Origin of the sequence: Pseudarthrobacter sp. lyk4-40-TYG-27, assembly GCF_030209295.1 — a bacterium.
GTDB lineage: Bacteria > Actinomycetota > Actinomycetes > Actinomycetales > Micrococcaceae > Arthrobacter.
In genome coordinates this window covers 44,583-68,343 of record NZ_JARVSH010000007.1, presented here as the reverse complement: position 1 = coordinate 68,343, position 23,761 = coordinate 44,583, and the positions used below count along the sequence as shown (strand labels likewise).

Sequence of the window (23,761 nt, the reverse complement as noted above, 5' to 3'; positions counted from 1 at the left end):
ATGCCCGGCGAGGCCATCCGGCCCGCCGGGCATTTTCATGCTCAGCGGGCGTAGCGTGCCACGAAGTTCTTCAGGACGGTCATGGGCTCGGTCACGGTGGACCGGCGTGCCGCCGCCATCAGTTCGCCGGCGGATTCCGGCGGGAAGTACCCGGCGTGCCGGTAGATATCGATCCGGGTCACCAGCCCCTCCGCGTCCAGTTCGGGGTGGAACTGGGTGGCGTAGAGGTTTGCCTTGATGCGGAACATGTGGACCGGGCAGGTGGCGGAGCGCGCCAGCAGGACGGCGTGCGCCGGCAGCGACCTGACAGCCTCCTTGTGGCCGGTGAAGCCCGTAAACGTCCGGGGCAGCCCCTGCAGGAGGGGATCCTGCAGCCCCGCCTCCGTCAGTTCGATCTCCACCGCTCCCAGCGGTTCCCCGTAGGTCCGGTCGATCACCGCGCCCTGGTGCGTGCCCAGGGTTCCCACCCCGTAGCAGGCACCCAGGAACGGAAAGTCGAGCGACACGAGCTGGTCCAGGAGGCCCGAAAGTTCCCGTTCCACCCGGTGCTGCACCGCGCTCTTGTTCCCGGGCGGATCGCTGGAGGTGAACGGGCTGCCGCCGACGATCACCCCGGAGTACCGCGAAAGGTCAAGTGCGGGCAGCGGTGCGGCCTCCAGCCGGACCCGGTGAAGTTCGCGCTCTTCCAGTCCGCCGTACCGCAGGTAGGCCGCATATTCGTCGTCGGCGGCGGCATCCTCGGCCCGGGATGCGAGAAGCAGGAAAGGCAGCATCTGCTAAGTCTGCCTGCTGGCGGCGCGCCCTGCCAGCACCCGGACCGTCCCGACGGCGAACCGGTGCGGCGGCAGGTCAGGCGGCGGGCTGGGTCAGGGAGCGCCGGGACTGGGGCCGGGCGGCGGGGTCCGCGTGCCGGTGCACCAGCTTCCAGTAGCCTTCCTCGCGGCGGAAGATGCTGGTGACGCGCAGGGCAAATTCCTCCGTGGCGGACGCGGCGTCCAGCCGCGCCCGGAAGTGCTCGGTTTCCACCAGGTAGGCGGTGTCGCGGGCGGTGTAGGAGGTGACAGTGTCGAAGCCCAGCATCTCGCCGTCGCGGAACTGCCGGGCCGCCTGGTCAAGGCGGGCCTCCACCTGGGCCCAGCCGCGGGCGATGCCGCCGAACGGGTTGGCCAGGGTGACATCGTCCTGCCGGGAGTACAGGTCCTTGATCGGGGCCGGGTTGCCCCGGGTGATTTCGGGAACCGCCTGGTGGTAGCGGTCCACTTCTTCCTGGAAGCTTGGTGCGAGCATGTCCGGCGCAGCGCTTTCTAGTCTTCGATCGTGGCGATGACCGCGCCGGCGGACACGGTTTCGCCCGCCGTTGCCGTCAGTCCCGTGATGGTGCCGGAACGGTGCGCCGTCAGCGGCTGTTCCATCTTCATGGCCTCCAGGACCACCACCAGGTCGCCCTCGGACACCACGTCACCGTGCGAAACGGCGACCTTCACGATGGTTCCCTGCATCGGGGAAGTGAGGGCATTGCCCGTGGCTGCGGCGGGACCTGCTGACCGTGAGCGCTTCTTGGACTTGCCGGGCTTGCCGGCGGCTGCGGCGGTGCCGGGGACGCCGAGGGATGCGGGGAGCACCACTTCCAGGCGCTTGCCGCCCACCTCGACGACGACGCGCTGGCGTTCGCCGGCCTCCGACTCTTCTTCCGCGGTGCCGCTGGGTGTCCAGGCGGGGATGTCGTTGACGAAGGCGGTCTCGATCCAGCGGGTGTGGACCTTGAACGGGCCCTCCGCGGGGGCGAAGTCGGGGTTGCTGACCACGGCGAGATCAAACGGGATGACGGTGGGAATGCCCTCGACCACCATTTCCTCCAGGGCACGCCGGGAGCGCTGCAGTGCCTGGGTGCGGGTGGCGCCGGTGACGATTAGCTTGGAGAGCATCGAATCGAAGTTGCCGCTGATGACATCGCCCTGCTCCACGCCGGAATCGATCCGCACGCCGGGCCCGGTGGGGTTCTTGAGGGCACTGATGGTGCCGGGGGAGGGCAGGAAGTTGCGGCCCGGGTCCTCGCCGGTGATGCGGAATTCAAAGGAGTGGCCGCGGACCTCGGGGTCGCCGTAGCCGAGTTCCTCGCCGCGGGCCAGCCGGAACTGTTCGCGGACCAGGTCGATTCCGGTGACTTCCTCGGAGACGCAGTGCTCCACCTGGAGGCGGGTGTTGACCTCAAGGAAGGAAATGGTGCCGTCCTGGCCCACCAGGAACTCGCAGGTCCCCGCGCCCAGGTAACCGGCTTCCTTCAGGATGGCCTTGGAGGATTCGTAGAGCCGCTGGTTCTGTTCCGGGGTGAGGAACGGGGCGGGCGCCTCTTCGACCAGTTTCTGGTTGCGGCGCTGCAGGGAGCAGTCGCGGGTCGAGACCACCACAACGTTGCCGTGTGCGTCGGCGAGGCATTGGGTCTCCACGTGCCGGGGAGCGTCCAGGAAGCGCTCGATGAAGCACTCGCCGCGGCCGAAGGCGGCGGTGGCTTCGCGGACGGCGGACTCGAAGAGTTCGGGGATTTCCTCGCGGGTGCGGGCCACCTTGATGCCGCGTCCACCGCCGCCGAAAGCCGCCTTGATGGCCACGGGCAGGCCGAACTTGTCCACGAATTCCAGGATTTCCTCGGCGGATTCCACGGGGTCGGCGGTGCCGGGGACCTGCGGGGCGCCGACCTTCTCGGCGATGTGGCGGGCCTGGACCTTGTCGCCCAGGGCGGAGATGGCCTCGGGGGAGGGGCCGATCCAGGTGATGCCGGCGGCGATGACCTTGGCGGCGAAGTCGGCGTTCTCGGCCAGGAACCCATAGCCGGGGTGGATGGCGTCGGCGCCGGACTGGCGGGCGGCGTCAAGAATCTTGTCCATCACCAGGTACGACTCGGCGGCCGTGGTGCCACCCAGGGCATAGGCCTCGTCGGCGAGTTTGACGTGCAGGGCGTCCCGGTCGGGGTCGGCGTAGACGGCCACCGAGGCGATGCCTTCGTCCCGGGCCGCACGGATGATGCGGACGGCGATTTCCCCGCGGTTGGCGATCAGCACCTTGGTGAGGGTCGTCGACTGCGTGGGACCTGCGGACTGCTCCAAATTTGCTGACAAGGCGTCTCCTTCTTTCCTTCAGGGAGCCTAGCGCGGTTTTGAGGGTTCCGCCGATATTACTTGCGGAATCCGCGTGTAAACCAGGCTTCCTTTGTAGGGAAGCTACAAGGCGTCCCGAAAATGGAGGACTTACCGCGCGGGCCAGAGATCCGTGATGCGCACATTGGCGGCGGCCAGGAGGCCACGGAGGGTGGAGACGGACAGGCCGACGACGGCGTGCGGGTCGCCGTCGACCTTCCGGATGAAGGCCCCACCCAGGCCGTCGATGGTGAACGAACCGGCGCAGTGCAGCGGCTCGCCGGTGGCGATGTAGGCGTCGATTTCCGCCGGCTCCATGTCCATGAAGGTGACCTCGGCAGAGGCGACCGCCCCGAGCGTGGCGCCCGAACCGCGGCCGCCCGGGCCGTCGTCGTCCGTGTCCCTGCAGTCCACCAGCCAGTGTCCCGTGTGCAGCACCCCCGCGCTGCCGCTCATCCGGAGCATCCGGTCCCGCGCGACGTCGGCCGTGTAGGGCTTGCCGTGCGCCTCGCCGTCGAACTCGAAGACCGAATCGCAGCCCAGTACCAGGGCACCCTCCGCTTCCGGCAGGGACGCCACGGCCTCGGCCTTGGCCCTGGCGAGCAGCAGCGCGGTGTCATGCGGGTCGGTGACGCCGTACCGCTCCTGGACGGCTTCCTCGTCGACGTCGGACACCAGGACCGTGTGCCGGATGCCGGCCTCGGCCAGGAGCTTGGTGCGGGCGGGGGACTGGGACGCGAGAATCAGGTGGTGCACGGTTCCAGCCTAGTGGACCAGTTCGCCCGGGGTGGGGGCGGCCTGCCCGCGGTTGAGCTTGGCCCCTTCGACGTCCACGTCCGGCAGGATCCGGTCCAGCCAGCGCGGCAGCCACCAGGACTTGGCGCCCAGCAGATACATCACGGCCGGGACAATGGTCATGCGGACCACGAAGGCGTCGAACAGGACGCCGAAGGCCATGGCAAAGCCCAGCGGCCGGACCATGGTGAGGTGGCTGAAGATGAAGCCGGAGAACACGCTGACCATGATGATCGCGGCGGCCGTCACCACGGCGGCTGCGTGCCGGAAGCCCACCCGGACAGCTTCCTTGGCCTCGGAGCCGTGCATGTACGCCTCACGCATCCCGGAGGCGATGAACACTTGGTAGTCCATGGCCAGACCGAACAACACGCCGATCAGGATGATGGGCAGGAAGCTGAGCACGGCTCCCGGGTTGGCGACGTCGAACACGCCACCCAGCCAGCCCCACTGGTACACCGCCACCACCGCGCCGAAGGCCGCGGACAGGGACAGCAGGAAGCCGCCGGTGGCCAGCAGCGGGACAACGATGGAGCGGAAGACCAGCAACAGCAGGACCAGGGAAAGCCCGACGACGATCGCCAGGTAGGGCGGCAGGGCGGCACCGAGCTTGGTGGAGACATCCACGTTGCCGGCCGTCTGCCCGGTCAGGCCCATGGCCACGCCGTAGTCCGACTGGATTTCGCCGTTGAGTCCGCGCAGTTCGGCGACCACCTTGACGGTGCTGGCGCTGGCGGGGCCTTCCTTGGGAATGACCTGGAACCCGGCGGTCCGGCGGTCATCGCTGAGGGCCACCGGCACTGCGGCCACCACGTTGTCCACGGCGCGGAGCTTGTCCGCGATGTCGTACTGCAGCTTTTGTGCCTGGGCCGCGTCGAGATTCGCCGGGAACTCGCCCACCGCCACGATCGGACCTGTCACGCCCTCGCCGAAGCTGCGCGCCGTCAGGTCGTAGGCCTGGTAGGCCTCCGAGTCGACGGGCTCGGAGCCGCCGTCCGGCAGGGCCAGTTGCAGTTGGGTTGCCGGCAGCGCCAGGGTGCCGAGTACCAGGACGCCGGCCACCAGTGCCACCCACGGGTGCCGGGTGACGAGTCCGCCCCAGCCGCGGGTGCTGCGCTGGCGGTCGGTGGCGAGGTCCGCGGCTTCATGGCCCGGCTCGGCGTTGTGCGCCTCGGCCTTGGCCCACGCCCGCCGGGAGATGATGCGGCGGCCGATCAGGGACAGCATGGCGGGGGTCAGCGTGATGGCCACGAGCACGGCCACGGCTACGGTCCCTGCTGCGGCAAGGCCCATGACGGTGAGGAACGGCAGCCCGGGGACCACCAGGGCGGCCAGGGCGATGATCACGGTGAGGCCGGCGAAGACCACCGCGTTGCCCGAGGTGCCGTTGGCCCGGGCCACCGATTCCTCGGCGTCCATCCCGGCGAGGAGCTGGGTCCGGTGCCGATTGACGATGAACAGCGAGTAGTCGATGCCGACGGCGAGGCCGAGCATGAGGGCCAGCATGGGGGAGATGGAGCTCATGTCGAACAGGCCGGAGAGTGCGAAGGTGATGCCGACGCCCACGCCGACGCCCATGATGGCCATCAGCAGCGGCAGGCCGGCGGCGATCAGGGTGCCCAGCATGAGGATCAGGACCAGCGCGGCGACGGCGATGCCCACGATCTCCGCCGTGCCGAACAGCGCCGAGATGTCCTCGGTGATCTCCTTGCTGGCCAAAGCCGTGACGCCTGCTGAGGACGTTTCATGGGCGGTGTCCTGGACCTGTTTCCGGACTGCCGGGGAGAGCCCGTTGATGGAGGTGTTGAACTGGACCTGGGCGACGGCGGCCTGGTTGTCTTCCGAGACGAAGCGGATGGCGGACGCCGCCTGCGCCTGGCGTTTGCCGAGCTCCAGCTTGGCCTTGCTGTCCTCGAGTTCCCGGGTTCCGGCGTCGAGCTTGGCCTGGCCTGCCGCCAGTGCCGCCTTCTGCTGGCCCAGTTGCGCGTCGATCGCCGCAGCCGGTGCCCCGGCGGCCGTGAGCTGCTGCTCGGCCGCGGCCAGCTGGGCCTTGCCTGCCTCCAGCTGGGCCCGCGAGGAGTCCAGCTGCGCTTGCCCGGCGGCCAACTGCTGTTCACCGTCGGTGATCGCCTTGGCCGCCTGGTCCACTTGGGCCTGGGTGGCGAACGGGTCAACCGTGCCGCGGACTTCGGGCAGGGCCTGGAGCTTCTTCAGCGCGTCCGTGACGGCTGCGCGGCCCTGGTCCGTGAAGCCGCCGGGCGGGGCTTCGAACACGATCGTGGCGCTGCCGCCGGAAGCCGACGGCAGGTCCTGCTTGAGCTTATCTGCGATCCGCTGGGTCTCTGTTCCCGGGATCTGGAAGTTGTTGGACAGCGTGCCGTGGAACGCTGCGGCCGAGCCGCCAACGGCCACCAGCACGGCGAGCCACAAGGAGATGACAAGCCAGCGCCGGCGGTAGGAGAACTTGCCAAGGCGGTAGAGGAGGAGTGCCATGCGGGAACCGATCTGATCAGGAGGAGCGGACAGCGGAAGGTGAAGCAGGGGGAGCGAAGCCTGTGCCCAGCAGGGCAATCGAATCAATTAACAGTTGGCGCAGCTCGGTCAGGGACCCTGTTGTGAGGTCGGGGCCGCGCCGGCTGAACCAGACCTCCATGGCAGCTTTGCCGCAGGAGATGATGGAGCCGGCCAAGGCATGGACATAGAGTTCGTCCTGCCCGCCCGGGGTGCCGGCGAGGCGCTCGCGGGCGACGGCGAAGACCTGCGCCCGGCAGTGGTCCCATGCCTCCAGTTCGGAGTGGGCCATCAGCGGGCTTTGCTGGGTCAAGGTAAACAGTTCCGCCAACGGGGCGACGGCCTCGGGATCGGCCAGGGCCGACAGGGCTGCCTGGGCCGACTCGAGCATGGGCTCCTCTGCCGGGCGGAGCCGGAACTGTTGGATGGCAGTGTCCAGGAAGCCGTGCACGACGGACGCCAGCGCGGCGTCGGTGCTGCTGAAGTAGTTGAAGAAGGTGCGGCGCGAGATCCCGGCGGCGTCGGCAATATCCTCCACTGTGAAGTTTCCCGGACCTTTTGCGCGCAGCAGTTCCAGGGCGGCGTCCGTGATGGCCTGCCTGGTGGCTGCCTTGTTCAGTTCCCGCCGTGATGGGGGTGCCTGCTGGTCGTGGGGGGAGGCGTTTGGCACAGGATTACACTACGTGCAACTTTGCACTACATGCAAATATTTTTCACGTGCATTCACAGGAGATCGAAAGGTTCCCAACAGCCTTTCCTGAAGCTCGCGGTGGATGCTTGGTGTGTCTCAGTGAGAGAGGCATAAACCTACAGCCGTCGCAGGACGGCGAATCAGGAGACGAAAGATGTCACGTACCAAGAAGATGACCCTGGGCCTGTCAGCGGCTGCGCTGGTCCTCGGCGCCGGGATCGGGGTGGCCGGCATGGCCTCCGCAACCACCACGACGCCCGCGCCCAGCGCTAGCTCAAGCGCCCCGGCTGACTCAAGTAATGGCGGGGCCCCCGACGGCATGGGCCGGCATGGTGGCCGTGGCGGACACGGCGAGGACCGGGCTGCTGCGCTGGCCGCGAAGCTCGGCGTGGACCAAACCAAAGTCCAGGACGCGCTGAAGGCCTTCCGCGATGCCAACAAGCCCACTGCCCCTGCTGAGGGACAGAAGCCGGACCCGGCCGCCAGGGAAGCGGCGCTGGCGAAGTCGCTGGCCGGCGCGTTGGGCATCGACGAAGCGAAGGTGACGGCGGCCCTCCAGGAGATCCGCAGCGATGAGCAGTCTGAGCACGCTGCTGAGCTCAAGACCCGCCTGGACAAGGCTGTGACGGACGGGAAGCTGACGCAGGCTGAAGCCGATGCCGTGACCAAGGCGGTCCAGAATGGTGTGATCGGTGGCGGCGGGCGCTGACTGATTCCTCCGGTCGGGCGGGCCTGCGTTTCCCTTGGCCGGTGGACGCCCCGGGCAGCAGGAAGCCCTTAACAGCATGAAGCCCTTAACGGCATGAAGTCCCCCGGGAAGTTTTCCCGCGGGACTTCATGCTGTGCGGCTGCCCTTACGCCTTGGCGTCCTGCAGTTCGCGCGGTGCCGTGTCGGCAGTGGTGCCGTCGGTGGGCTCACCTGCTGCGGTTTCGTTGTCGTCCACGAACGGGGTGCCGTTGCGCGGTGCGTTGTACAGCGACTCGTCGAGGATGCCCTGGCGCTTGGCCACGATGGTGGGAACCAGCGCCTGGCCCGCCACGTTCACCGCGGTCCGGCCCATGTCCAGGATGGGGTCGATGGCGAGGAGGAGTCCGACGCCGGCCAGCGGGAGTCCCAGCGTGGAGAGCGTCAGCGTGAGCATCACCACGGCGCCGGTGGTGCCTGCGGTCGCTGCGGAACCCAGCACGGAGACCAGGGCAATCAGCACGTACTGGCTGAAGTCCAGGTGGATGCCGAAGAACTGGGCCACGAAGATCGCGGAAACGGCCGGGTAGATGGCGGCGCAGCCGTCCATCTTGGTGGTGGCGCCCAGCGGCACTGCGAAGGAAGCGTAGGCCCGGGGGACGCCCAGGCTGCGTTCCGTGACGCGCTGGGTCAGCGGCAGGGTACCCACCGAGGAGCGGGACACGAAGGCCAGCTGGACGGCCGGCCATACACCGGAGAAGTACTGCTTGATGGACAGGCCGTGGCTGCGGACCAGGATGGGGTAGACCACGAACAGGACCAGGGCCAGGCCCACGTAGATCGCGACGGCGAATTTGCCCAGGGAACCGATGGTGTCCCAGCCGTAGACTGCGACGGCGTTGCCGATCAGGCCGATGGTGCCAAGCGGGGCGATGCGGATGATCCACCACAGCACCTTCTGGATGACGGCAAGGGCCGAAGCGTTCAGGTTCAGGAAGGGTTCAGCGGCCTTGCCCACCTTGAGGGCCGCAACGCCCACGGCGATCGCGATCACCAGGATTTGGAGGACATTGAAGCTGACCGACGTGGTGACTGCGCCGGAGTCGGCAACCGTGGAGCTGGCGCCGAGGCCGAGGAAGTTCTTCGGGAAGAGGCCCACGAGGAATGCCCACCAGTCACCGGATTTGCCGGTGTATTTGGCTTCCTCGGTGATGCCGGTGTTGGCGCCGGGCTGCAGCAGCACGCCCAGGCCGATTCCGATCAGCACGGCGATCAGGGACGTGATGGCGAACCACAGGAGCGTGTTCCATGCCAGCCTTGCCGCGTTGGATACCTGGCGCAGGTTGGAGATGGAGCTGACGACGGCGGTGAAGATCAGCGGAACCACGGCGGTCTGCAGCAGCGAGACGTAGCTCGAGCCGATGGTCTGCAGCGTGGCGCCGAGGGCGTTCGGGTTGGTCTTGGTGCTGCCGGTGTACTTGGCGAGCAGGCCGAGGCCCAAGCCCACGATGAGGGCGGCGATGATCTGGAAGCCGAAGGAGGAAGCCCACTTGGGCAACTGGAATCCGGTCTTCCCCGCGGAGGATGGGGTGCTTGTCTGAGTGGTCACCAGAACAAGCTAGACCTGCACCGCATACCACGTCGAAAGAATATTGAGAAATATTACGCGGCAACAATTGTGCTATGCGCTGGAAACACCCGTGAACACAAGGCAGGCAGCGGTATTTGTTACTTATTCCCACGATGGGTGTGCTTAATGTCTCCCGCGGAGGCAGCAAGGGCCCATCCGGCAGCGCGCTCCCCACCGGCCCCTAACCTCGCAAGCTCGGCCAGGGAACCCTGCCGGCGTGGGCCCAGCCGCGAGGAACGAGCAGCGCGCAGAGGATGGGCCCCTTGGGGCCGCGCAGTTCAGGGTCAAGACAAGAGCGCCCGGCGGAGGGTGTCCAGTCCTACGGAGCCGATGTTGAGGGCCTTGGTGTGGAACTCCTTCAGGTCGAACCCGGGACGGGCTTCGAGCTCGGCGCGGATTTGTTCCCAAAGCCGCTGGCCCACCTTGTAGGAGGGTGCCTGGCCGGGCCAGCCAAGGTAGCGGGTGAACTCGAAGTTGAGCTGGCCCTCACTGATGGGGAGGTTTTCCTTAAGGAAGCCGTAACCCGTCTCTGCTGTCCAGGTACCGGATCCCCAGCGCCCGGGCATGTCCAGTTCGAGGTGGACGCCGATGTCGAAGACGACGCGGGCGGCCCGCATGCGCTGCATGTCCAGCATTCCCAGGTGGTCGCCGGGATCGGTGAGGTACCCCAGCTCCTGCATCAGTTTCTCCGCGTAGAGGGCCCAGCCTTCCCCGTGGCCCGAGGTCCAGCAGACGTTGCGCCGCCATTTGTTGAGCAGTTCGCGGCGGTAGGTGGCAGTGGCTACCTGGAGGTGGTGGCCGGGGACGCCCTCGTGGTAGACGGTGGTGGTCTCGGCCCAGGTGGTGAAGGTGTCCTCGCCGGCCGGGACGGACCACCACATGCGGCCGGGCCGGCTGAAGTCATCTGACGGGCCGGTGTAGTAGATGCCGCCCTCGTCCGTGGGGGCGATCCGGCATTCGAGGGTCTTCATGGCCTCGGGGATGTCGAAGTGGACGCCGGCGAGCCCGGCCATGGCCTTGTCCGAAAGATCCTGCATCCAGGCCTGCAGGGCATCGGTCCCCTTGAGCTGCCGGGCGGGATCGTTGTTGAGGATTTCCTTGGCCTCCGCGATGGTGGCACCGGGCTTGATGCTGTCGGCGACGCGCTCCTGTTCGGCGATGAGGCGCTCCAGTTCCTGGACGCCCCAGGCGTAGGTTTCTTCCAGGTCCACTTCGGCGCCGAGGAATGCACGCGAAGCCAGCGCGTACCGCGCCCTGCCCACTGCGTCCTTTTCGGGTGCTGCCGGGAGCAGTTCGGTGCGCAGGAACTCTGCCAGCCCCACGTAGGCGCTCCGGGCCGCGCCGGTTCCGGCGTCGAGCTTTTCCTGGAGCGGCGCGGGCAGGGGGCCGCCGGCGGTGGCTGCACCGGCGGCCAGCTTGGCGAAGAATCCGTCGTCGGCGGCGTACTTGGTGACCTGTTCAATGACGATCCGGACCTGCCTCGCGGCGGCCACTTTGCCGGCGTCCCTGGCGACGCGGAGGGATTCGATGTAGCCGCTGATGGCCGCCGGCACGTTGCCGGCGCGGCCCGCGATATGCTCCCAGTCCTGCGCGGTGGCGGTGGGCATGAGGTCGAAGATGGCCCGGATGTCCTGGGCGGGGGAGGCGATGTTGTTGAGCTCGGCATACTCCCAGCCGGAGGCGTGGATCAGCAGTTGCAGCCCGAGCCGCTCCCGCATCGCGTCCAGGGTGACGGCGTCGACGTCGTCTTCCGGCTGCAGGCCCTCCAGTGCGGCCAGCGCGTCTCGCGCGGCCTCGGCGAAACCTGCGATGCCGGCAGGAGAGAAGTCCTGGTATTCCGTCTCGTGGCCCGGCAGGCCGAGAGTCGTGGCGAAGGTCGGGTTGAGCCTGATGAGGGTGTCGGTGTAGTCATCGGCGACGGCGTCGATGCGGGTATGCGGGCGCGCGGCGGGTGCAGTGTCTGTAGTCACATTCCGAGACTACCCGGCCGGGCGGACAGGGCGGGCCCACGCGGCCGCGGGTTCCCTGGCCGAGCGAAGCGAGGTGAGGCAGGCGCTGGGGAGCGTCAGCCGTGGCTGCGCTTCCAGGCGCCGGGGCCGGGCGACGGCGCGAGCCGCAACTGCTGCCGGCGCACCCAGTGCCGCACGCTGGGTGCGGCAGGCTTGGCCGGCGCCGGGCCGCCGAGGGTCAGGACGACGGCGGCCAGCGCGGCGAGTTCCTCGGCGTTCGGTTGTCCTTTGACGACAGAGAACAGCGGCGCGGTCGGGGTTTCGGCAGGCTCAACCACCGGCATCTGGTCGGGCGTCACAGCGGGATGTTCCCATGCTTCTTGGCCGGGAGGCTGGCGCGTTTGTCGCGCAGTGCCCGCAGTCCCTTGATGATCTGGACCCGGGTGTCGGAGGGGGCGATCACGGCGTCCACGTAGCCCAGCTCTGCCGCCTGGTAGGGGTTGAGGAGTTCTTCCTCGTACTGGCGGATGACCTCGGCGCGGCGCGCTTCGACATCCCCGCCGTTTTCCGCAACGGCGGCAAGGTCGCGGCGGTAGAGGATGTTGACGGCACCCTGGGCGCCCATGACGCCGATTTGCGCGGTGGGCCATGCAAGGTTCAGGTCGGCGCCGAGCTTCTTGGAGCCCATCACGATGTAGGCGCCGCCGTAGGCCTTGCGCGTAATCACCGTGAGCTTGGGGACGGTCGCCTCGGCGTAGGCGTAGAGGAGCTTGGCGCCGCGGCGGATGATCCCCTGGAACTCCTGGTCCTTGCCCGGAAGGAAGCCGGGAACGTCCACCAGGGTGATGATGGGAATGTTGAAGGCGTCGCAGTGGCGCACGAACCGGGCCGCCTTTTCGGAGGCGGCGATGTCCAGGGTGCCGGCGAACTGGAGCGGCTGGTTGGCCACGATGCCCACCGTGTGGCCCTCGACGCGGCCGTAGCCGATCATCACGTTGGGGGCGTACAGGGCCTGCATCTCCAGGAAGTGCCCGTCGTCCACGATCTGTCCGACGACGGCCCGCATGTCGTAGGGCTGGTTGGCGGAATCCGGAACCAGCGCATCCAGGGCGAGGTCGTCGTCGTCGACCTCCAACTCCTGCTGGTGTCCCAGCACGGGTGCCTCGGACAGGTTGTTGGAGGGCAGGAAGTCCAGCAGTTCGCGCACGAACTCGATCGCGTCGGTTTCGTCGGAGGCCAGGTAGGTGGACGTTCCTGTGGTGGCGTTGTGCTGCCGGGCACCGCCCAGCGTTTCCATGTCCACGTCCTCCCCGGTGACGGTCTTGATGACGTCCGGGCCGGTGATGAACATATGGGACGTCTTGTCCACCATCACCACATAGTCGGTGAGGGCGGGGGAGTAGGCGGCACCGCCGGCGGAGGGGCCCATGATGAGCGAGATCTGCGGCACGACGCCTGAGGCGTGCACGTTGTTGCGGAAGATGTCCGCGAACATGGCAAGGGATGCCACGCCTTCCTGGATGCGTGCGCCGCCGCCGTCCAGGATCCCCACCACGGGGCAGCCGTTGCGGAGGGCAAATTCCTGGACCTTGACGATCTTTTCGCCGTTGACCTGGCTCAGCGAGCCGCCGTAGACGCTGAAGTCCTGGCTGTAGACGGCCACCAGCCGGCCGTCCACGGTGCCGTAGCCAGAGACCAGGCCGTCGCCCAGCGGTTTCTTCTTTTCCATGCCGAATGCCGTGGAGCGGTGCACGGCGAGGGCATCGAATTCAACAAACGAGTCCTCGTCCAGCAGCAGCTCGATGCGTTCGCGGGCCGTGTTCTTGCCGCGGGCATGCTGCTTTTCGATGGCCTCGGGGCCGGAGGGCTGTGCGGCACGCGCCTGGCGGTCGCGGAAATCTGCGATCTTTCCCGCTGTCGTTGTCAGATCGTGGCTCATCAAGTGTCTCCGGCTCTGTAGCAAGTCAGTTCTGTTGGCAGTCGGTCCGCATTCGCGGGAGCTTTAAGTAGCATCCACACAAAAGAAGGACCCTGGTGGCAAGTCTAATGACGGTTTGTGCGCCCGCAGCTGTAGGGAACCTACAATTTTCTGCGGTTCCAGCGCCCTCTCCGTTATGTTACCCGCCAGTAACTTAGTTGGGCTACAGTGTTTCCATGACTTCAAGCGACGAGGCTTTGCAGGCACCCCGGAGCCCCTACCGGGCAGCCGGTTCCCTGGCAGGACGCACCATCCTCATCTCCGGCGGAAGCCGCGGAATCGGGCTGGCCATCGCCAAGAGGGCGGCCCGGGACGGCGCCAATATCGTGCTCCTGGCCAAGACCGGCACGCCCCACCCCAAACTGGCGGGCACGGTCTTTACCGCCGCCGAAGAACTGGTGGAGGCCGGCGGCCAGGCGCTGCCCCTGGTGGGTGACGTCCGCCGGGACGAGGACGTGGCCGGAGCCGTCGCTGCCGCCACGGAGCGCTTCGGCGGCATCGACGTCGTCATCAACAACGCCTCTGCCATCGACCTGTCCACCACGGACGCCGTCGACATGAAAAAGTACGACCTCATGCAGGACATCAACGTCCGCGGTACCTTCCTGCTCTCCAAGCTGGCGCTCCCCGCCCTCCGGGCCTCGGCGCACGGGCACATCCTGACGCTGTCCCCGCCGCTGAACCTCCACCCCTCATGGGCGGGAAAGCACCTCGCCTACACCATGGCCAAGTACGGGATGAGCCTGACCACGCTGGGCCTGGCCGAGGAATTGAAGGCCGACGGCGTCCGGGTGAACTCGCTCTGGCCGTGCACCCTGATCGATACGGCCGCCATCCGCAACATGCCCCACGGTTCAACGATGGTGCTGGCCGCGCGGGGCCCGCAGATCATGGCCGATGCCGCCCACGCCGTCCTGACCGGAAGCCACCTTGCCGCAGGAGATGCGGAATCGGGCAATTTCTACACGGACGAGCAGGTCCTGGCGGGCGCCGGCGTCACTGATTTCCGGCCCTACAGCCTCGGTGCGGCCGAGGACCAATTGGTTCCGGACATCTTCCTCTAGGGCCGGTTGGGTCCCGCCCGGACCGCCCGGCCACCTCCCTGTTGTTGCGGGTGGTGGACGGTCCCGGGAGGAATCCGTGCTGATGGGTAGTCTCCAGCTTCGCTCGGTAGGATTCAGGTATGGATGACACGCACGTACCGGGCACCCCCCTGAACCGAGTGGACCTGGCCGACCAGCGTTTCCTCTCCGCCACAGGCATTTCCCGGATCGACGTCGTGGACTCGACGGGCTCCACCAACGCTGACCTTCTTCGTGCCGTCACGGTGGACCCTTCGGCCTGGCCGGACCTTTCGGTCCTGACGGCCGAATACCAGACCGCCGCCAGGGGCCGGCTGGACAGGCGCTGGGAAGCGCCGCCGCTGAGCTCGGTGTCCGTCTCCGTGGTGTTGCGTCCCGTCAACGCGGAGGGCCGGCCGCTCCCCACCCAGAGCTACTCCTGGTTGTCCCTCATCGCCGCCCTCGCACTGCGCGAGACGCTGCTGGATGCCGCCGGCATCCCGGCCGAGCTCAAATGGCCCAACGACGTCCTGGTGCGCGGCCGGAAGATCGCCGGCATCCTGGCCCAGCTTGGTCCGATGGCTGACGGCAAGGTGCCCGCGGTGGTCCTGGGCACCGGCCTGAACGTCACCCTCCGCGAACGCGAACTCCCGGTCCCCACCGCAACATCGGTGGCACTTGAAGGCGCCCGGACCACCGACCGCACCGTCCTGCTCAAGAGCTACCTCACCCACTTCGCCACCTTGTACCGCAGTTTCTGCAACGCCGACGGCGACCCCACGGCCGGGATGGCCGGCGGCCCTTCCCTGCACAAGCGGATAGAGGCGGTGATGGTCACGCTGGGCAAGCAGGTTCGTGCACAGCTGCCCGGCGACCACGAGATCATTGGACACGCTTCCCGGCTGGATGACTACGGCTCCCTGCTGGTGGTGGACCGCGATGGGCGGGAGCATGTGGTGACGGCCGGCGACGTGGTGCACCTGAGGCCGTGGACAGCACCGGAAGACTCCGGCCAAGGCGGTTATGCGTAAGAGCCTCCTTCCCGGGGAACAAGTCATCGTCACCACCCGCCCGCAGCCCAGGAAGCTCGCCGGTGCCGCCGCAGCCTTCGTGCTCGCCCCCGCGCTGGCAGCCTTTGCCAGCGCCTGGATCATCCGCGGCGGCGCTGCCCGGGTGGCGCCGGTCCTGAACCGGCAATGGACATCATGGCTCGTGGCCGGCTGCGTCCTTGCTGTCGCCGCCGTGTGGCTGGGCTACTGCCTGCCGCGGCTCCTCCGCTGGCAGGGAACCCGGTACACCCTGACCAGCCAGCGGATGGTGGCCCGGTACGGCATGCTGAACAGGCGTGACCAACAAGTGAACCTGGTATCCGTGCGTAACCTGACCGTCCATGAATCGCTCCTTCAGCGGTTGGTGCGCTCCGGGAATATATCCTTGGAAACCGGGTACCAGGGCGTGGTGACCTTTCCGGACGTGCCCGAGGTTGCCCGGTTCCGCGACTTTATCCTCGACGCCATCGGGGAACTGCCGGACCAGGCCGATGCCCTGCCGGATGCGACGTTTTATCCCGCCGGTGCTTTTCCGGAGGACATGAGAGAAGGTGGACGGGATGACCGATGAGGACCAGCAGGAACGCGTCAACAGCATCGATCCCGGCATCGGCGCCATCGACACCGCCGCCGACACCGCTGCCGCCGTCGACGCGGCCGCGCCCGGCACCTCCGCACCCGGCACCTCCGCTCCCGACACCTCCGCTCCCGACACCTCCGCTCCCGACACTGGCGCAGACAGGCACCCGCCCACCGGTGCCATGTCCGCCGAGCGCCTCGCCATGAAGGCCCTGGAAGCACGGCTCCTTGGCGGGGAGCGCAAGCTCCGTCGTCGTGAAGTGGCCGCCGGCGCCGGTCTTTCCCTCCTCTCCGCCCGCAAACTTTGGCGCGCCCTTGGCTTCCCGAACTTTGGCGACGAAGACGTTGCCTTCACCGAACGCGACCAGGCGGCTCTGTCCACCGTGGTGGACCTGGTCCGCGCCGGCAAACTCACCGAGGAAGCGGCGATTTCAGTCACCCGGGCAATCGGCCAAATGACGGATCGCATGGTCGTCTGGCAGATCGAGGCTCTGGTGGAGGACATGGTCCACGAGCAGGGCGTCACGGACGCCGTGGCCCGCAAGCGCCTGGTCAACGAACTTCCCGCCCTCGTGGATGCGCTTGAGGAAGTGCTGGTGTACTCCTGGCGCCGCCAGCTCAACGCAGGCGTCCAGCGGCTCGCAGTCCGCGCCGAGGCGGGCCTCCAGGCCAGCGAAGAAGGCCGGGAAGGCGACGAAGACGATGCGCCGTTGCCCTTGGCACGCGCGGTTGGTTTCGCCGACTTGGTGTCCTACACCAGCCTGTCGCGGCGGATGAACGAAAAAACACTGGCCCGCCTGGTGCAGCGGTTCGAAAACAAATGCGCTGAAATCATTTCGGTAGGCGGTGGCAGGCTGGTCAAGACCGTGGGCGACGAAGTCCTGTACATCGCCGAAACACCCGCCGCAGGTGCCGAGATCTCCCTGGCGCTCGCCGAAGCCTTCACCGCAGACGAAATCCTCCCCGAAGCCCGGGTGGCCATGGTCTGGGGAAGGATCCTCTCCCGCCTCGGTGACATCTACGGCCCCACCGTCAACCTGGCGGCCCGCCTCACCACGCTCGCGGACCCGGGAACCGTGCTGGTGGACTCGATGACCGCCTCCGCCCTGGAGCACGACGAGCGGTTCGTCCTGATTCCCCAGGACCCGGAAAATGTCCGCGGTTTCGGCGAAATCAAACCCGTCCGCCTCACACGCGGACGCGGCAAGGGCCTGGTCCTGGACTAGGGGCGCCACCCGGCGACGGGTGACCCGGGGCTGCCCGAAAACAATTTGTCCACTTGTTGGCGGATAGCGGTATGGTTGTGATGCCCGGGGTCCTGTGCCACCGGCTGCCGGCAGGGGCAGAGAGCTATCGGGGGATAACACTTCATGGAACGTCGCGACCAATCGCGCGCTGAAAACCCTGGTTTTGCCATGCCCTCGAAACGCCGGCTGCTGCGCTCGCGGTGGTCCGCCGGGGCTGCGTTTGGTGTGGTGGTGGCTGTGGTGGTGACGGGTGCGGTGTTGTATCCGGGGTTTAAGACCACTGAGGTTGAGTTGAATGATGGTGGCGTGTGGGTGGTGTCGAAGTCCAAGAATGCTGTTGGGCGGTTGAATTATCCTTCGCGGGTGCTTGATGGTGCGGTGACGCCGGCGTCGACGACGTTTGATGTGTTGCAGCATGCGGGTGAGGTGTTTGTTGATGATGCGACTGGTTCGACGTTGAACCAGGTGTCGCCGGCGAATATGCGCCTGGGTGGGGATAAGCGGTTGCCGGGTTCTGCTGCGGTGAGTTTTGGGGCGCAGACGATTTCGGTGACGGATCCGGCGTCGGGCAAGGTGTGGGCGGTGTCTCCGTCGACGGTGAATGGTTTTGATGAGGAAGCGTCGGAGCCTGTCATGGTGGGTTCTGAGGGGATTGTTTCCGCGGTGGGGTCTGATGACCGGATTTATTCGGCGGATCCGAAGTCCGGGGTGGTGTCCGTGACGGGGGTGGATGCCAATGGTGCGGTGATGTCCTCGGAGTCCAGTACCTGGGAGGGGTTGAAGGGTTCCGGGGATCTGCAGATGACGGTGGTGGGGGATAAGCCGGTGGTGTTGGATGCTGCGGCGGGGAACCTGTTTTTGCCTGGTGGTAAGCGGCTGGTGTTGGAGAATGCGCGGGATGCGAAGTTGCAGCAGGCGGGGCCGGGCAGTGATTTTGTTGCCGTTGCGACGCGGAAGGCGTTGTTGAAGCAGCCTTTGGACGGGGCGGCGGCGAAGACGGTCTCGTTTGATGGTGAGGGCGTTCCTGCGGCTCCGGTGCAGTTGGGCGGGTGTGTGCATGCGGCGTGGTCGGGTGCGAACAAGTACGTCCGGGACTGCACCAATGATGCGGATGATAAGAATGTTGCGGTGCCGAAGGCGAGTGCGTCGCCGTCGTATGTGTTCCGGGTGAACCGGGACCTGGTGGTCCTGAATGATGTGAATTCGGGCAACGTGTGGCTGGTGAACCAGAACATGCAGCTGGTCAACAACTGGGACGACGTCATCCCGCCGCAACAGACCTCGGACGACGCCGACAAGGACTCGGCCGATGAGGTGCAGCAGACCGTCCTGCCGGACCGCACCAAACCCAACAACGCCCCCGTGGCCAAACCGGACACCTTTGGCGTGCGCGCCGGCAAGACCACCGTCCTTCCCGTGCTGGACAACGACTCGGACCCCGACGGCGACGTCCTCACCGTTCGCACGCCCGACCCCCTGAAGTCAGGCCTGCTCGCGCCGATCTACGGCGCCACCGGGTTCCAGGTCAGCGTCGGCGCCGACAAAACGGGCTCTGAGGCGTTTAAATACACGGTGGACGACGGCCGCGGCCTTTCCGGTTCCGCCGATGTCACGTTGAACGTCGTCCCGCCGGGGGAGAACTCGGCACCGCGGCAAAAGCCCAACCGCAACACCACCCTGGTGGTGCAGGCAGGCAAGGTCGTCAGCCAAAACATCCTCACCGATTGGATCGACCCCGACGGCGACGACCTCTTCGTGGTCGGTGCCAGCGGCAGCGACCCCCGCGACCAAGTCCGGGTCCGGCCTGACGGCCTGCTCAGCTTTCAGGATTCCGGTGCTGAACCGGGACGCAAAACCGTCACCGTCACCGTCTCGGATGGCCGGGCCACCACCGAGGGAAAGGTCACCGTCGACGTCCGCGCGCCCGGGGCGCTGCCGCCGATCGCCAACGCGGACCACGTGGTCGCCGTCGCCGGGGTGGACACGGTGATCGCGCCGCTGAAGAACGACTCAGACCCGCAAGGCGGGGCGCTGCGCCTGGCCCAGGCCACCCCGGACGGTAATTCCACCGCCACCATGGGCGCCGACCAGCAAACCTTCACGTTCAATTCCACCGCCGAGGGCGCGCACTACGTCACCTACCTGGCCACCAACGGACCGGCCAGCGCCCAGCAACTGGTGCGTGTCGACGTCGTGCCCGGGAACGGCGACGGCGCCCCCGTCGCCGTGCGCGACACCGCACTGCTGCCCAGTGGCGGCAACGTGCTGGTGGACGTGCTCGGCAATGACTCCGACCCCTCCGGCGGCGTGCTGGTGGTCCAGTCCGTGACGGCCGCGGACGGCCTGCCCATCAGCGTCTCCGTGCTGGACCATTCCGTTGTCCGGATCACCGACATCCGCGCCCAGGGCCAGCTCACCGTCAAATACACCATCTCCAACGGCAAAGCCTCGGCCACCGGCGAGATCGCCGTGCTGGTGGTCCCCGCACCGGCGAAACTCCAGGCCCCCCAGGCCAAGCCGGATGAGGCCACCGTCCGTGCCGGCGACGTCGTCACCATCCCCGTGCTGGCCAACGACACCGATCCCAACGGCGGCGCCCTCACCCTTGACCCGCAGCTGGCCCAGCAGCCGGACCCGGCGGACGGGCGCATCTTCACGGCAGGCGGAACTGTGCGGTTCATCGCCGGCGACGTACCCAAAACCGTCTACGCGATCTACAAGGTCACCAACGAATCAGGCCAGTCCGACTCCCAGCAGGTCACGATCCGGATCCGGGCCCGCGACGACCAACTCAATACCCGGCCAGAACCAAGAAACCTCACCGCCCGGGTGGTGGCGGGCATGACCGTCCGCATCCCGGTACCCCTCGATGGCGTGGACAGCGACGGCGACTCCGTCCAGCTGACCGGGGTGGACAAGGCTCCCGCCATGGGCACGGCCGTGGTCAAGGACGGCTACCTCGAATTCACCGTAGCGGGCAATGCAGCCGGCACTGACACCTTCACCTACCGGGTCCGCGACCGGATCGGGGCCGAGAACACCGGAACTGTGATCGTCGGCATCGCACCCGCGGAAGCCACCAACCAGAAGCCCATCGCAGTCGACGACGCCATTGAAGTCCGGCCCGGACGCAAGATCGCCGTTGAAGCCCTCGCCAACGATTCAGATCCGGACGGTGACCCGATCACCCTGGTGTCCAACGGCTTCGAGGCCCGCCCGGACCTCGCCGTGGAGGCAGCCGAAGGCGGCAAGGTGCTGCTCACGGCCCCGAACGCTGCCGGCAATGACAGCGTCAGCTACAAGATCCAGGACGACAAGAAAGCCCAGTCCGGTGCAGTGATCCGGGTTAAGGCCAGCCCTGATGCCGCACTGAAGGCCCCGGTTGCCAAAGACGATGTGGTCACCCCCGCAGAGACGCTGGGCAAGTCCGCCGTGGACGTGCCGGTCCTCAAGAACGACTCAGACCCCGACGGCGTGGCCTCCGAACTGAAGATCGGCCTGCCGGACGGGAACCCCAACGCCCGCGTCACCGGCGACGGCACCGTGCGCGTCACGCTTGGGCCGGCCGACCAGCTGGTTCCCTACACTGTCACCGATGTTGACGGCCAAAGCGCGACGGCGGTCATCTGGGTGCCCGGGCAGGGGGAGCAACACCCCACGCTGGCCAAGACCGAGACCGTGGAAGTCATGTCCGGGAAGGACATTACCCTCAACCTGGCGGACTACGTCCGGGTGCGGGAAGGCCGCACGCCCCGGATCACCCAGGTGGACAAGGTCCGCATCCTGGGCGGGGAACCGGACAACGTGGTGGCCGGAAACGGCAATGCCCTGCGCTATGCCGCCCTCAAGGACTACGTGGGTCCAGGCTCCATCACCTTCGAGGTGACGGACGGCACCGGGCCGGACGACCCCGCCGGCCTCAAGTCAACGCTGAGCATCATCACCAAAGTCATCCCGGACCCCAACGCCAACCATCCGCCCACCTTCAGCGGAGCCACCCTCGACGTTCCCGCCGGCGAGTCGGCCACCCTGGACCTGAGCAACCTGGCCAAGGACGTTGACGCCGGCGACCAGGACAAGCTCGCCTTCGCTCTCGACGGCGCGCTCCCCGAGGGCTTCAACGCAACAGTGGACGAGGCAACCCTTAAGGTCACCCCCGATTCAGCCCGGGCCGCCGGCTGGAAAGGCAGCATCCCGCTCAAAGTCACCGACGGCCGCTCAGATCCGGTCCGCGCCACCATCACCGCCACCGTGGTGGCCTCCAACCGACCGCTTCCCACAGCCAACGAGGACGTGGTGGACAAAGCGAACGCCGGCACGTCCGAGACCGTCAACGTCCTCGCCAACGACTACAACCCCTTCCCGGAGACGCCCCTCAGGATCACCTCCGCCACCGTGGAGACCGGATCGGCCGCAGGGCAGCCCGCCGTGGCGGGGGACTCGATCACCGTCACACCGGCCAGCGGGTTCAAAGGCGTGATGGTGGTGCGCTACACCATCATGGACAAGACCGGAGACGTATCCCGGCAGACCGACGGACGGGTCCGGATCACCGTCCGTGACCGGCCCGACGCGCCCTCCGCGCCCACGGCCACGGATGTCCGGAGCCGGACGGCCGTGCTCAAGTGGACACCGCCGTCGGATAACGGCGCGGCCATCACCAAATACACCGTGCACTCCACCAGCGGCTTCAGCCAGGAGTGTGCCACCACCACCTGCACGCTGACCGGCCTGACCAACGACGTCAAGTACGTCTTCACCGTCACCGCCACGAACGAGGTCAGGGAATCCGACCCGTCGCCGGCCTCCAATGAGATTCGGCCGGACGAAAAGCCGTCGCCGCCGGACGCGCCTGCCGTCAAGGCCGGCGACAAGACCATGGAAATCACGTGGCCGGCAGCCAAAACCGAGGGTTCGGCCGTCAAGAACTACAACCTTGAGATCTCACCGCCGCCCGCGAATGGGGCGGCGGTCAAGAACGGCGTGACCGGGCTGAACTACACCTGGCCCGGGCTGACCAACGGCGTCCGGTACAAGGTGCGCGCCCAGGCAGTCAACGAACTGGGCCCCTCAGACTGGAGCCCGTACTCCGCCGAGGACAATCCTGCCGGTGTCCCCGCCGCACCCGCCGCTCCGACGTCGTCCGTGGCATCTTCCGTGGGAACCTCCAACCAGCTCAAGGTGGACTGGAACGAGCCAAACACCAACGGTGACGCCATCAGGAACTACTACGTCACCATGAGCGGCGGCGGCGGGGCAGCCCAAACCCAGATGGTGGCCGGCACCGTCCGGACAGCCAACTTCACCGCCAACAACTCCGAAGCGGCCTACACCTTCACCGTGCAGGCCGAGAACAAGGCCGGGAAGGGCGCGGTCAGTGCGGCGTCCGCCCCGCGCCGCGCCACCGGCAAGCTCGCGCAAGTCTCCGGCGTGAGCGCCACGGAAGCCAACACGGGCGGAGCCGGGCGCTCCGTCACCATCGACTTCCGCGAACTCACCGCCGCCGAACGCAACGGCTCAACGTACGCCGAAGTCAGCTACACCTACCGGGCCAGCACGGGACAGTCCGGTCCGATCAGGCCAGGGCAAACCGTCGGAGGATTCGCCAACGGCAGTTCCACGGCCATCACCGTCATCGCCAACTCTTCGGTGGCCCCCAGTTCCGACGCCAGCACGCCGGCCACCGCCAACCCGTACGGTTCTGCTGGCACGCCGTCGGCCGCCGGGCAGGACGGCGCGGAGAACCAGAAGAACCTCACCTTGAGCTGGGCATCCCCGGCGGCGGGCAGCCACGACATCGCCTACACCCAGATCAGGATCGACGGCGGGGGCTGGGAACGGGTGGCTGCCTCTGGCAACCGCACCATCAACACCGCCGGATTCAACGAGCGGCATTCGATCGACGTACAAACGGTCAATTCGCGCGGCACCGGTGGCCCGGTCGCGTCTGCCTCCGCGCAGTCGGGTGCCGCGAAAACCCGTTGGACCACGCGGCTTGGTCCCGGCATGGACCGCAGCTGTACCGACCTGCCCGGCGCCACGTCATATGACCCGTCGAGGAATACCTGCGATGGCCAAGGCGGCTACGACCGGCCCTGGATGTCGCACCTGGACACGTTCGATGTCATGTGCTGGAAGCCGCACGGCACCACATACAGCGGAGACGGACAGTGGTACTACATCATGCGCGGCTCGCCCAACGCCACCCGCTGGATCCAGTCGCTGCACACCACCCTGGGCTCTCCCGCGCAAAGCGGTGTACCGCTGTGCACCTTCCCGACAGGGGCAACGCCATAGCCGCCGCGGCGCCGGGCAAGTGCCCCGGAATGAGCGGTACACGGGATAGAGGTCCCCATCGCGGGGTCTTGCGGGGCTTCGGTAGGCTTGGCCCGGGGAAAGAAAGCCTACTGCCTGTCCCGCGAACAGGACCGTATCTGGCAACACAATCTGAG

Annotated in this window: 16 protein-coding genes; 6 read left to right on the top strand and 10 right to left on the bottom strand. The window is 67.3% G+C overall.

Features of this window, described 5'->3' with window-relative positions; translation table 11 throughout:
- Positions 1-41: 41 nt before the first annotated feature.
- The 6 genes from QRM96_RS14485 to QRM96_RS14460 all read right to left on the bottom strand — a co-directional run bounded on the left by QRM96_RS14485 (position 42) and on the right by QRM96_RS14460 (position 7,110).
- Positions 42-773, bottom strand: a complete 732-nt coding sequence (locus QRM96_RS14485) for a glutamine amidotransferase (protein WP_285320070.1) — start codon at positions 771-773, stop codon at positions 42-44.
- A gap of 76 nt (positions 774-849) precedes the next feature.
- On the bottom strand, positions 850-1,287 hold the full coding sequence (locus QRM96_RS14480; protein ID WP_018762985.1) for a YybH family protein: 438 nt from the start codon (positions 1,285-1,287) through the stop codon (positions 850-852).
- Between the two features lie 17 nt (positions 1,288-1,304).
- A complete protein-coding gene (locus tag QRM96_RS14475) occupies positions 1,305-3,116 on the bottom strand; it encodes an acetyl/propionyl/methylcrotonyl-CoA carboxylase subunit alpha (protein ID WP_285320069.1) in 1,812 nt (603 codons plus the stop codon).
- A 129-nt stretch (positions 3,117-3,245) separates the two neighbouring features.
- The gene (locus QRM96_RS14470; RefSeq protein ID WP_018762987.1) at positions 3,246-3,890 is read right to left on the bottom strand and encodes a Maf family protein; all 645 of its coding nucleotides are present in this window, start codon (positions 3,888-3,890) and stop codon (positions 3,246-3,248) included.
- 9 nt (positions 3,891-3,899) lie between these two features.
- A complete protein-coding gene (locus tag QRM96_RS14465; RefSeq protein WP_285320068.1) occupies positions 3,900-6,422 on the bottom strand; it encodes an MMPL family transporter in 2,523 nt (840 codons plus the stop codon).
- A gap of 16 nt (positions 6,423-6,438) precedes the next feature.
- A complete protein-coding gene (locus QRM96_RS14460) occupies positions 6,439-7,110 on the bottom strand; it encodes a TetR/AcrR family transcriptional regulator (protein ID WP_285320067.1) in 672 nt (223 codons plus the stop codon).
- 175 nt (positions 7,111-7,285) lie between these two features.
- On the opposite strand from QRM96_RS14460, the gene QRM96_RS14455 reads away from it, so the two are divergent.
- Positions 7,286-7,840: a hypothetical protein gene (locus QRM96_RS14455; RefSeq protein WP_285320066.1), complete on the top strand. Its 555-nt coding sequence runs from the start codon at positions 7,286-7,288 to the stop codon at positions 7,838-7,840.
- 145 nt (positions 7,841-7,985) lie between these two features.
- On the opposite strand, the gene QRM96_RS14450 is transcribed toward QRM96_RS14455, so the two are convergent.
- The 4 genes from QRM96_RS14450 to QRM96_RS14435 all read right to left on the bottom strand — a co-directional run bounded on the left by QRM96_RS14450 (position 7,986) and on the right by QRM96_RS14435 (position 13,334).
- Positions 7,986-9,425 (bottom strand): dicarboxylate/amino acid:cation symporter, encoded by a 1,440-nt coding sequence (locus QRM96_RS14450; protein WP_285320065.1) that lies wholly within the window; start codon positions 9,423-9,425, stop codon positions 7,986-7,988.
- Positions 9,426-9,730: 305 nt separating this feature from the next.
- Positions 9,731-11,416 (bottom strand): DUF885 domain-containing protein, encoded by a 1,686-nt coding sequence (locus QRM96_RS14445; protein WP_285320064.1) that lies wholly within the window; start codon positions 11,414-11,416, stop codon positions 9,731-9,733.
- Positions 11,417-11,511: 95 nt separating this feature from the next.
- Positions 11,512-11,739, bottom strand: a complete 228-nt coding sequence (locus QRM96_RS14440) for an acyl-CoA carboxylase epsilon subunit (protein WP_043424302.1) — start codon at positions 11,737-11,739, stop codon at positions 11,512-11,514.
- 11 nt (positions 11,740-11,750) lie between these two features.
- On the bottom strand, positions 11,751-13,334 hold the full coding sequence (locus QRM96_RS14435; RefSeq protein WP_285320063.1) for an acyl-CoA carboxylase subunit beta: 1,584 nt from the start codon (positions 13,332-13,334) through the stop codon (positions 11,751-11,753).
- A gap of 215 nt (positions 13,335-13,549) precedes the next feature.
- Between QRM96_RS14435 and QRM96_RS14430 the strand changes: the two genes are divergently transcribed.
- The 5 genes from QRM96_RS14430 (at position 13,550) to QRM96_RS14410 (ending at position 23,606) form a co-directional block, all read left to right on the top strand.
- The gene (locus tag QRM96_RS14430; RefSeq protein ID WP_026264931.1) at positions 13,550-14,437 is read left to right on the top strand and encodes an SDR family oxidoreductase; all 888 of its coding nucleotides are present in this window, start codon (positions 13,550-13,552) and stop codon (positions 14,435-14,437) included.
- Positions 14,438-14,556: 119 nt separating this feature from the next.
- Positions 14,557-15,465 carry a biotin--[acetyl-CoA-carboxylase] ligase gene (locus QRM96_RS14425; protein ID WP_285320062.1) on the top strand — a complete coding sequence of 303 codons (909 nt, stop codon included), beginning with the start codon at positions 14,557-14,559 and terminating at the stop codon, positions 15,463-15,465.
- Positions 15,458-16,054: a PH domain-containing protein gene (locus QRM96_RS14420; protein ID WP_018762997.1), complete on the top strand. Its 597-nt coding sequence runs from the start codon at positions 15,458-15,460 to the stop codon at positions 16,052-16,054. Before QRM96_RS14425 ends, QRM96_RS14420 begins: the two co-directional genes overlap by 8 nt.
- Positions 16,044-17,288, top strand: a complete 1,245-nt coding sequence (locus QRM96_RS14415; protein WP_285320061.1) for an adenylate/guanylate cyclase domain-containing protein — start codon at positions 16,044-16,046, stop codon at positions 17,286-17,288. The genes QRM96_RS14420 and QRM96_RS14415 overlap by 11 nt, the downstream gene beginning before the upstream one ends.
- Before the next feature lie 189 nt (positions 17,289-17,477).
- Complete coding sequence (locus tag QRM96_RS14410) at positions 17,478-23,606, top strand: Ig-like domain-containing protein (protein WP_285320060.1); 6,129 nt, start codon at positions 17,478-17,480, stop codon at positions 23,604-23,606.
- Positions 23,607-23,761: the final 155 nt, after the last annotated feature.

Excerpts from the sequence above, each read along its gene's own strand:
- QRM96_RS14485 (WP_285320070.1), bottom strand. The coding sequence starts at position 773 with ATGCTGCCTTTCCTGCTTCTCGCATCCCGGGCCGAGGATGCCGCCGCC.
- QRM96_RS14480 (WP_018762985.1), bottom strand. The coding sequence starts at position 1,287 with ATGCTCGCACCAAGCTTCCAGGAAGAAGTGGACCGCTACCACCAGGCG.
- QRM96_RS14465 (WP_285320068.1), bottom strand. The coding sequence starts at position 6,422 with ATGGCACTCCTCCTCTACCGCCTTGGCAAGTTCTCCTACCGCCGGCGC.
- QRM96_RS14455 (WP_285320066.1), top strand. The coding sequence starts at position 7,286 with ATGTCACGTACCAAGAAGATGACCCTGGGCCTGTCAGCGGCTGCGCTG.
- QRM96_RS14440 (WP_043424302.1), bottom strand. The coding sequence starts at position 11,739 with ATGCCGGTGGTTGAGCCTGCCGAAACCCCGACCGCGCCGCTGTTCTCT.
- QRM96_RS14435 (WP_285320063.1), bottom strand. The coding sequence starts at position 13,334 with ATGAGCCACGATCTGACAACGACAGCGGGAAAGATCGCAGATTTCCGC.
- QRM96_RS14430 (WP_026264931.1), top strand. The coding sequence starts at position 13,550 with ATGACTTCAAGCGACGAGGCTTTGCAGGCACCCCGGAGCCCCTACCGG.
- QRM96_RS14425 (WP_285320062.1), top strand. The coding sequence starts at position 14,557 with ATGGATGACACGCACGTACCGGGCACCCCCCTGAACCGAGTGGACCTG.
- QRM96_RS14420 (WP_018762997.1), top strand. The coding sequence starts at position 15,458 with ATGCGTAAGAGCCTCCTTCCCGGGGAACAAGTCATCGTCACCACCCGC.
- QRM96_RS14415 (WP_285320061.1), top strand. The coding sequence starts at position 16,044 with ATGACCGATGAGGACCAGCAGGAACGCGTCAACAGCATCGATCCCGGC.
- QRM96_RS14410 (WP_285320060.1), top strand. The coding sequence starts at position 17,478 with ATGCCCTCGAAACGCCGGCTGCTGCGCTCGCGGTGGTCCGCCGGGGCT.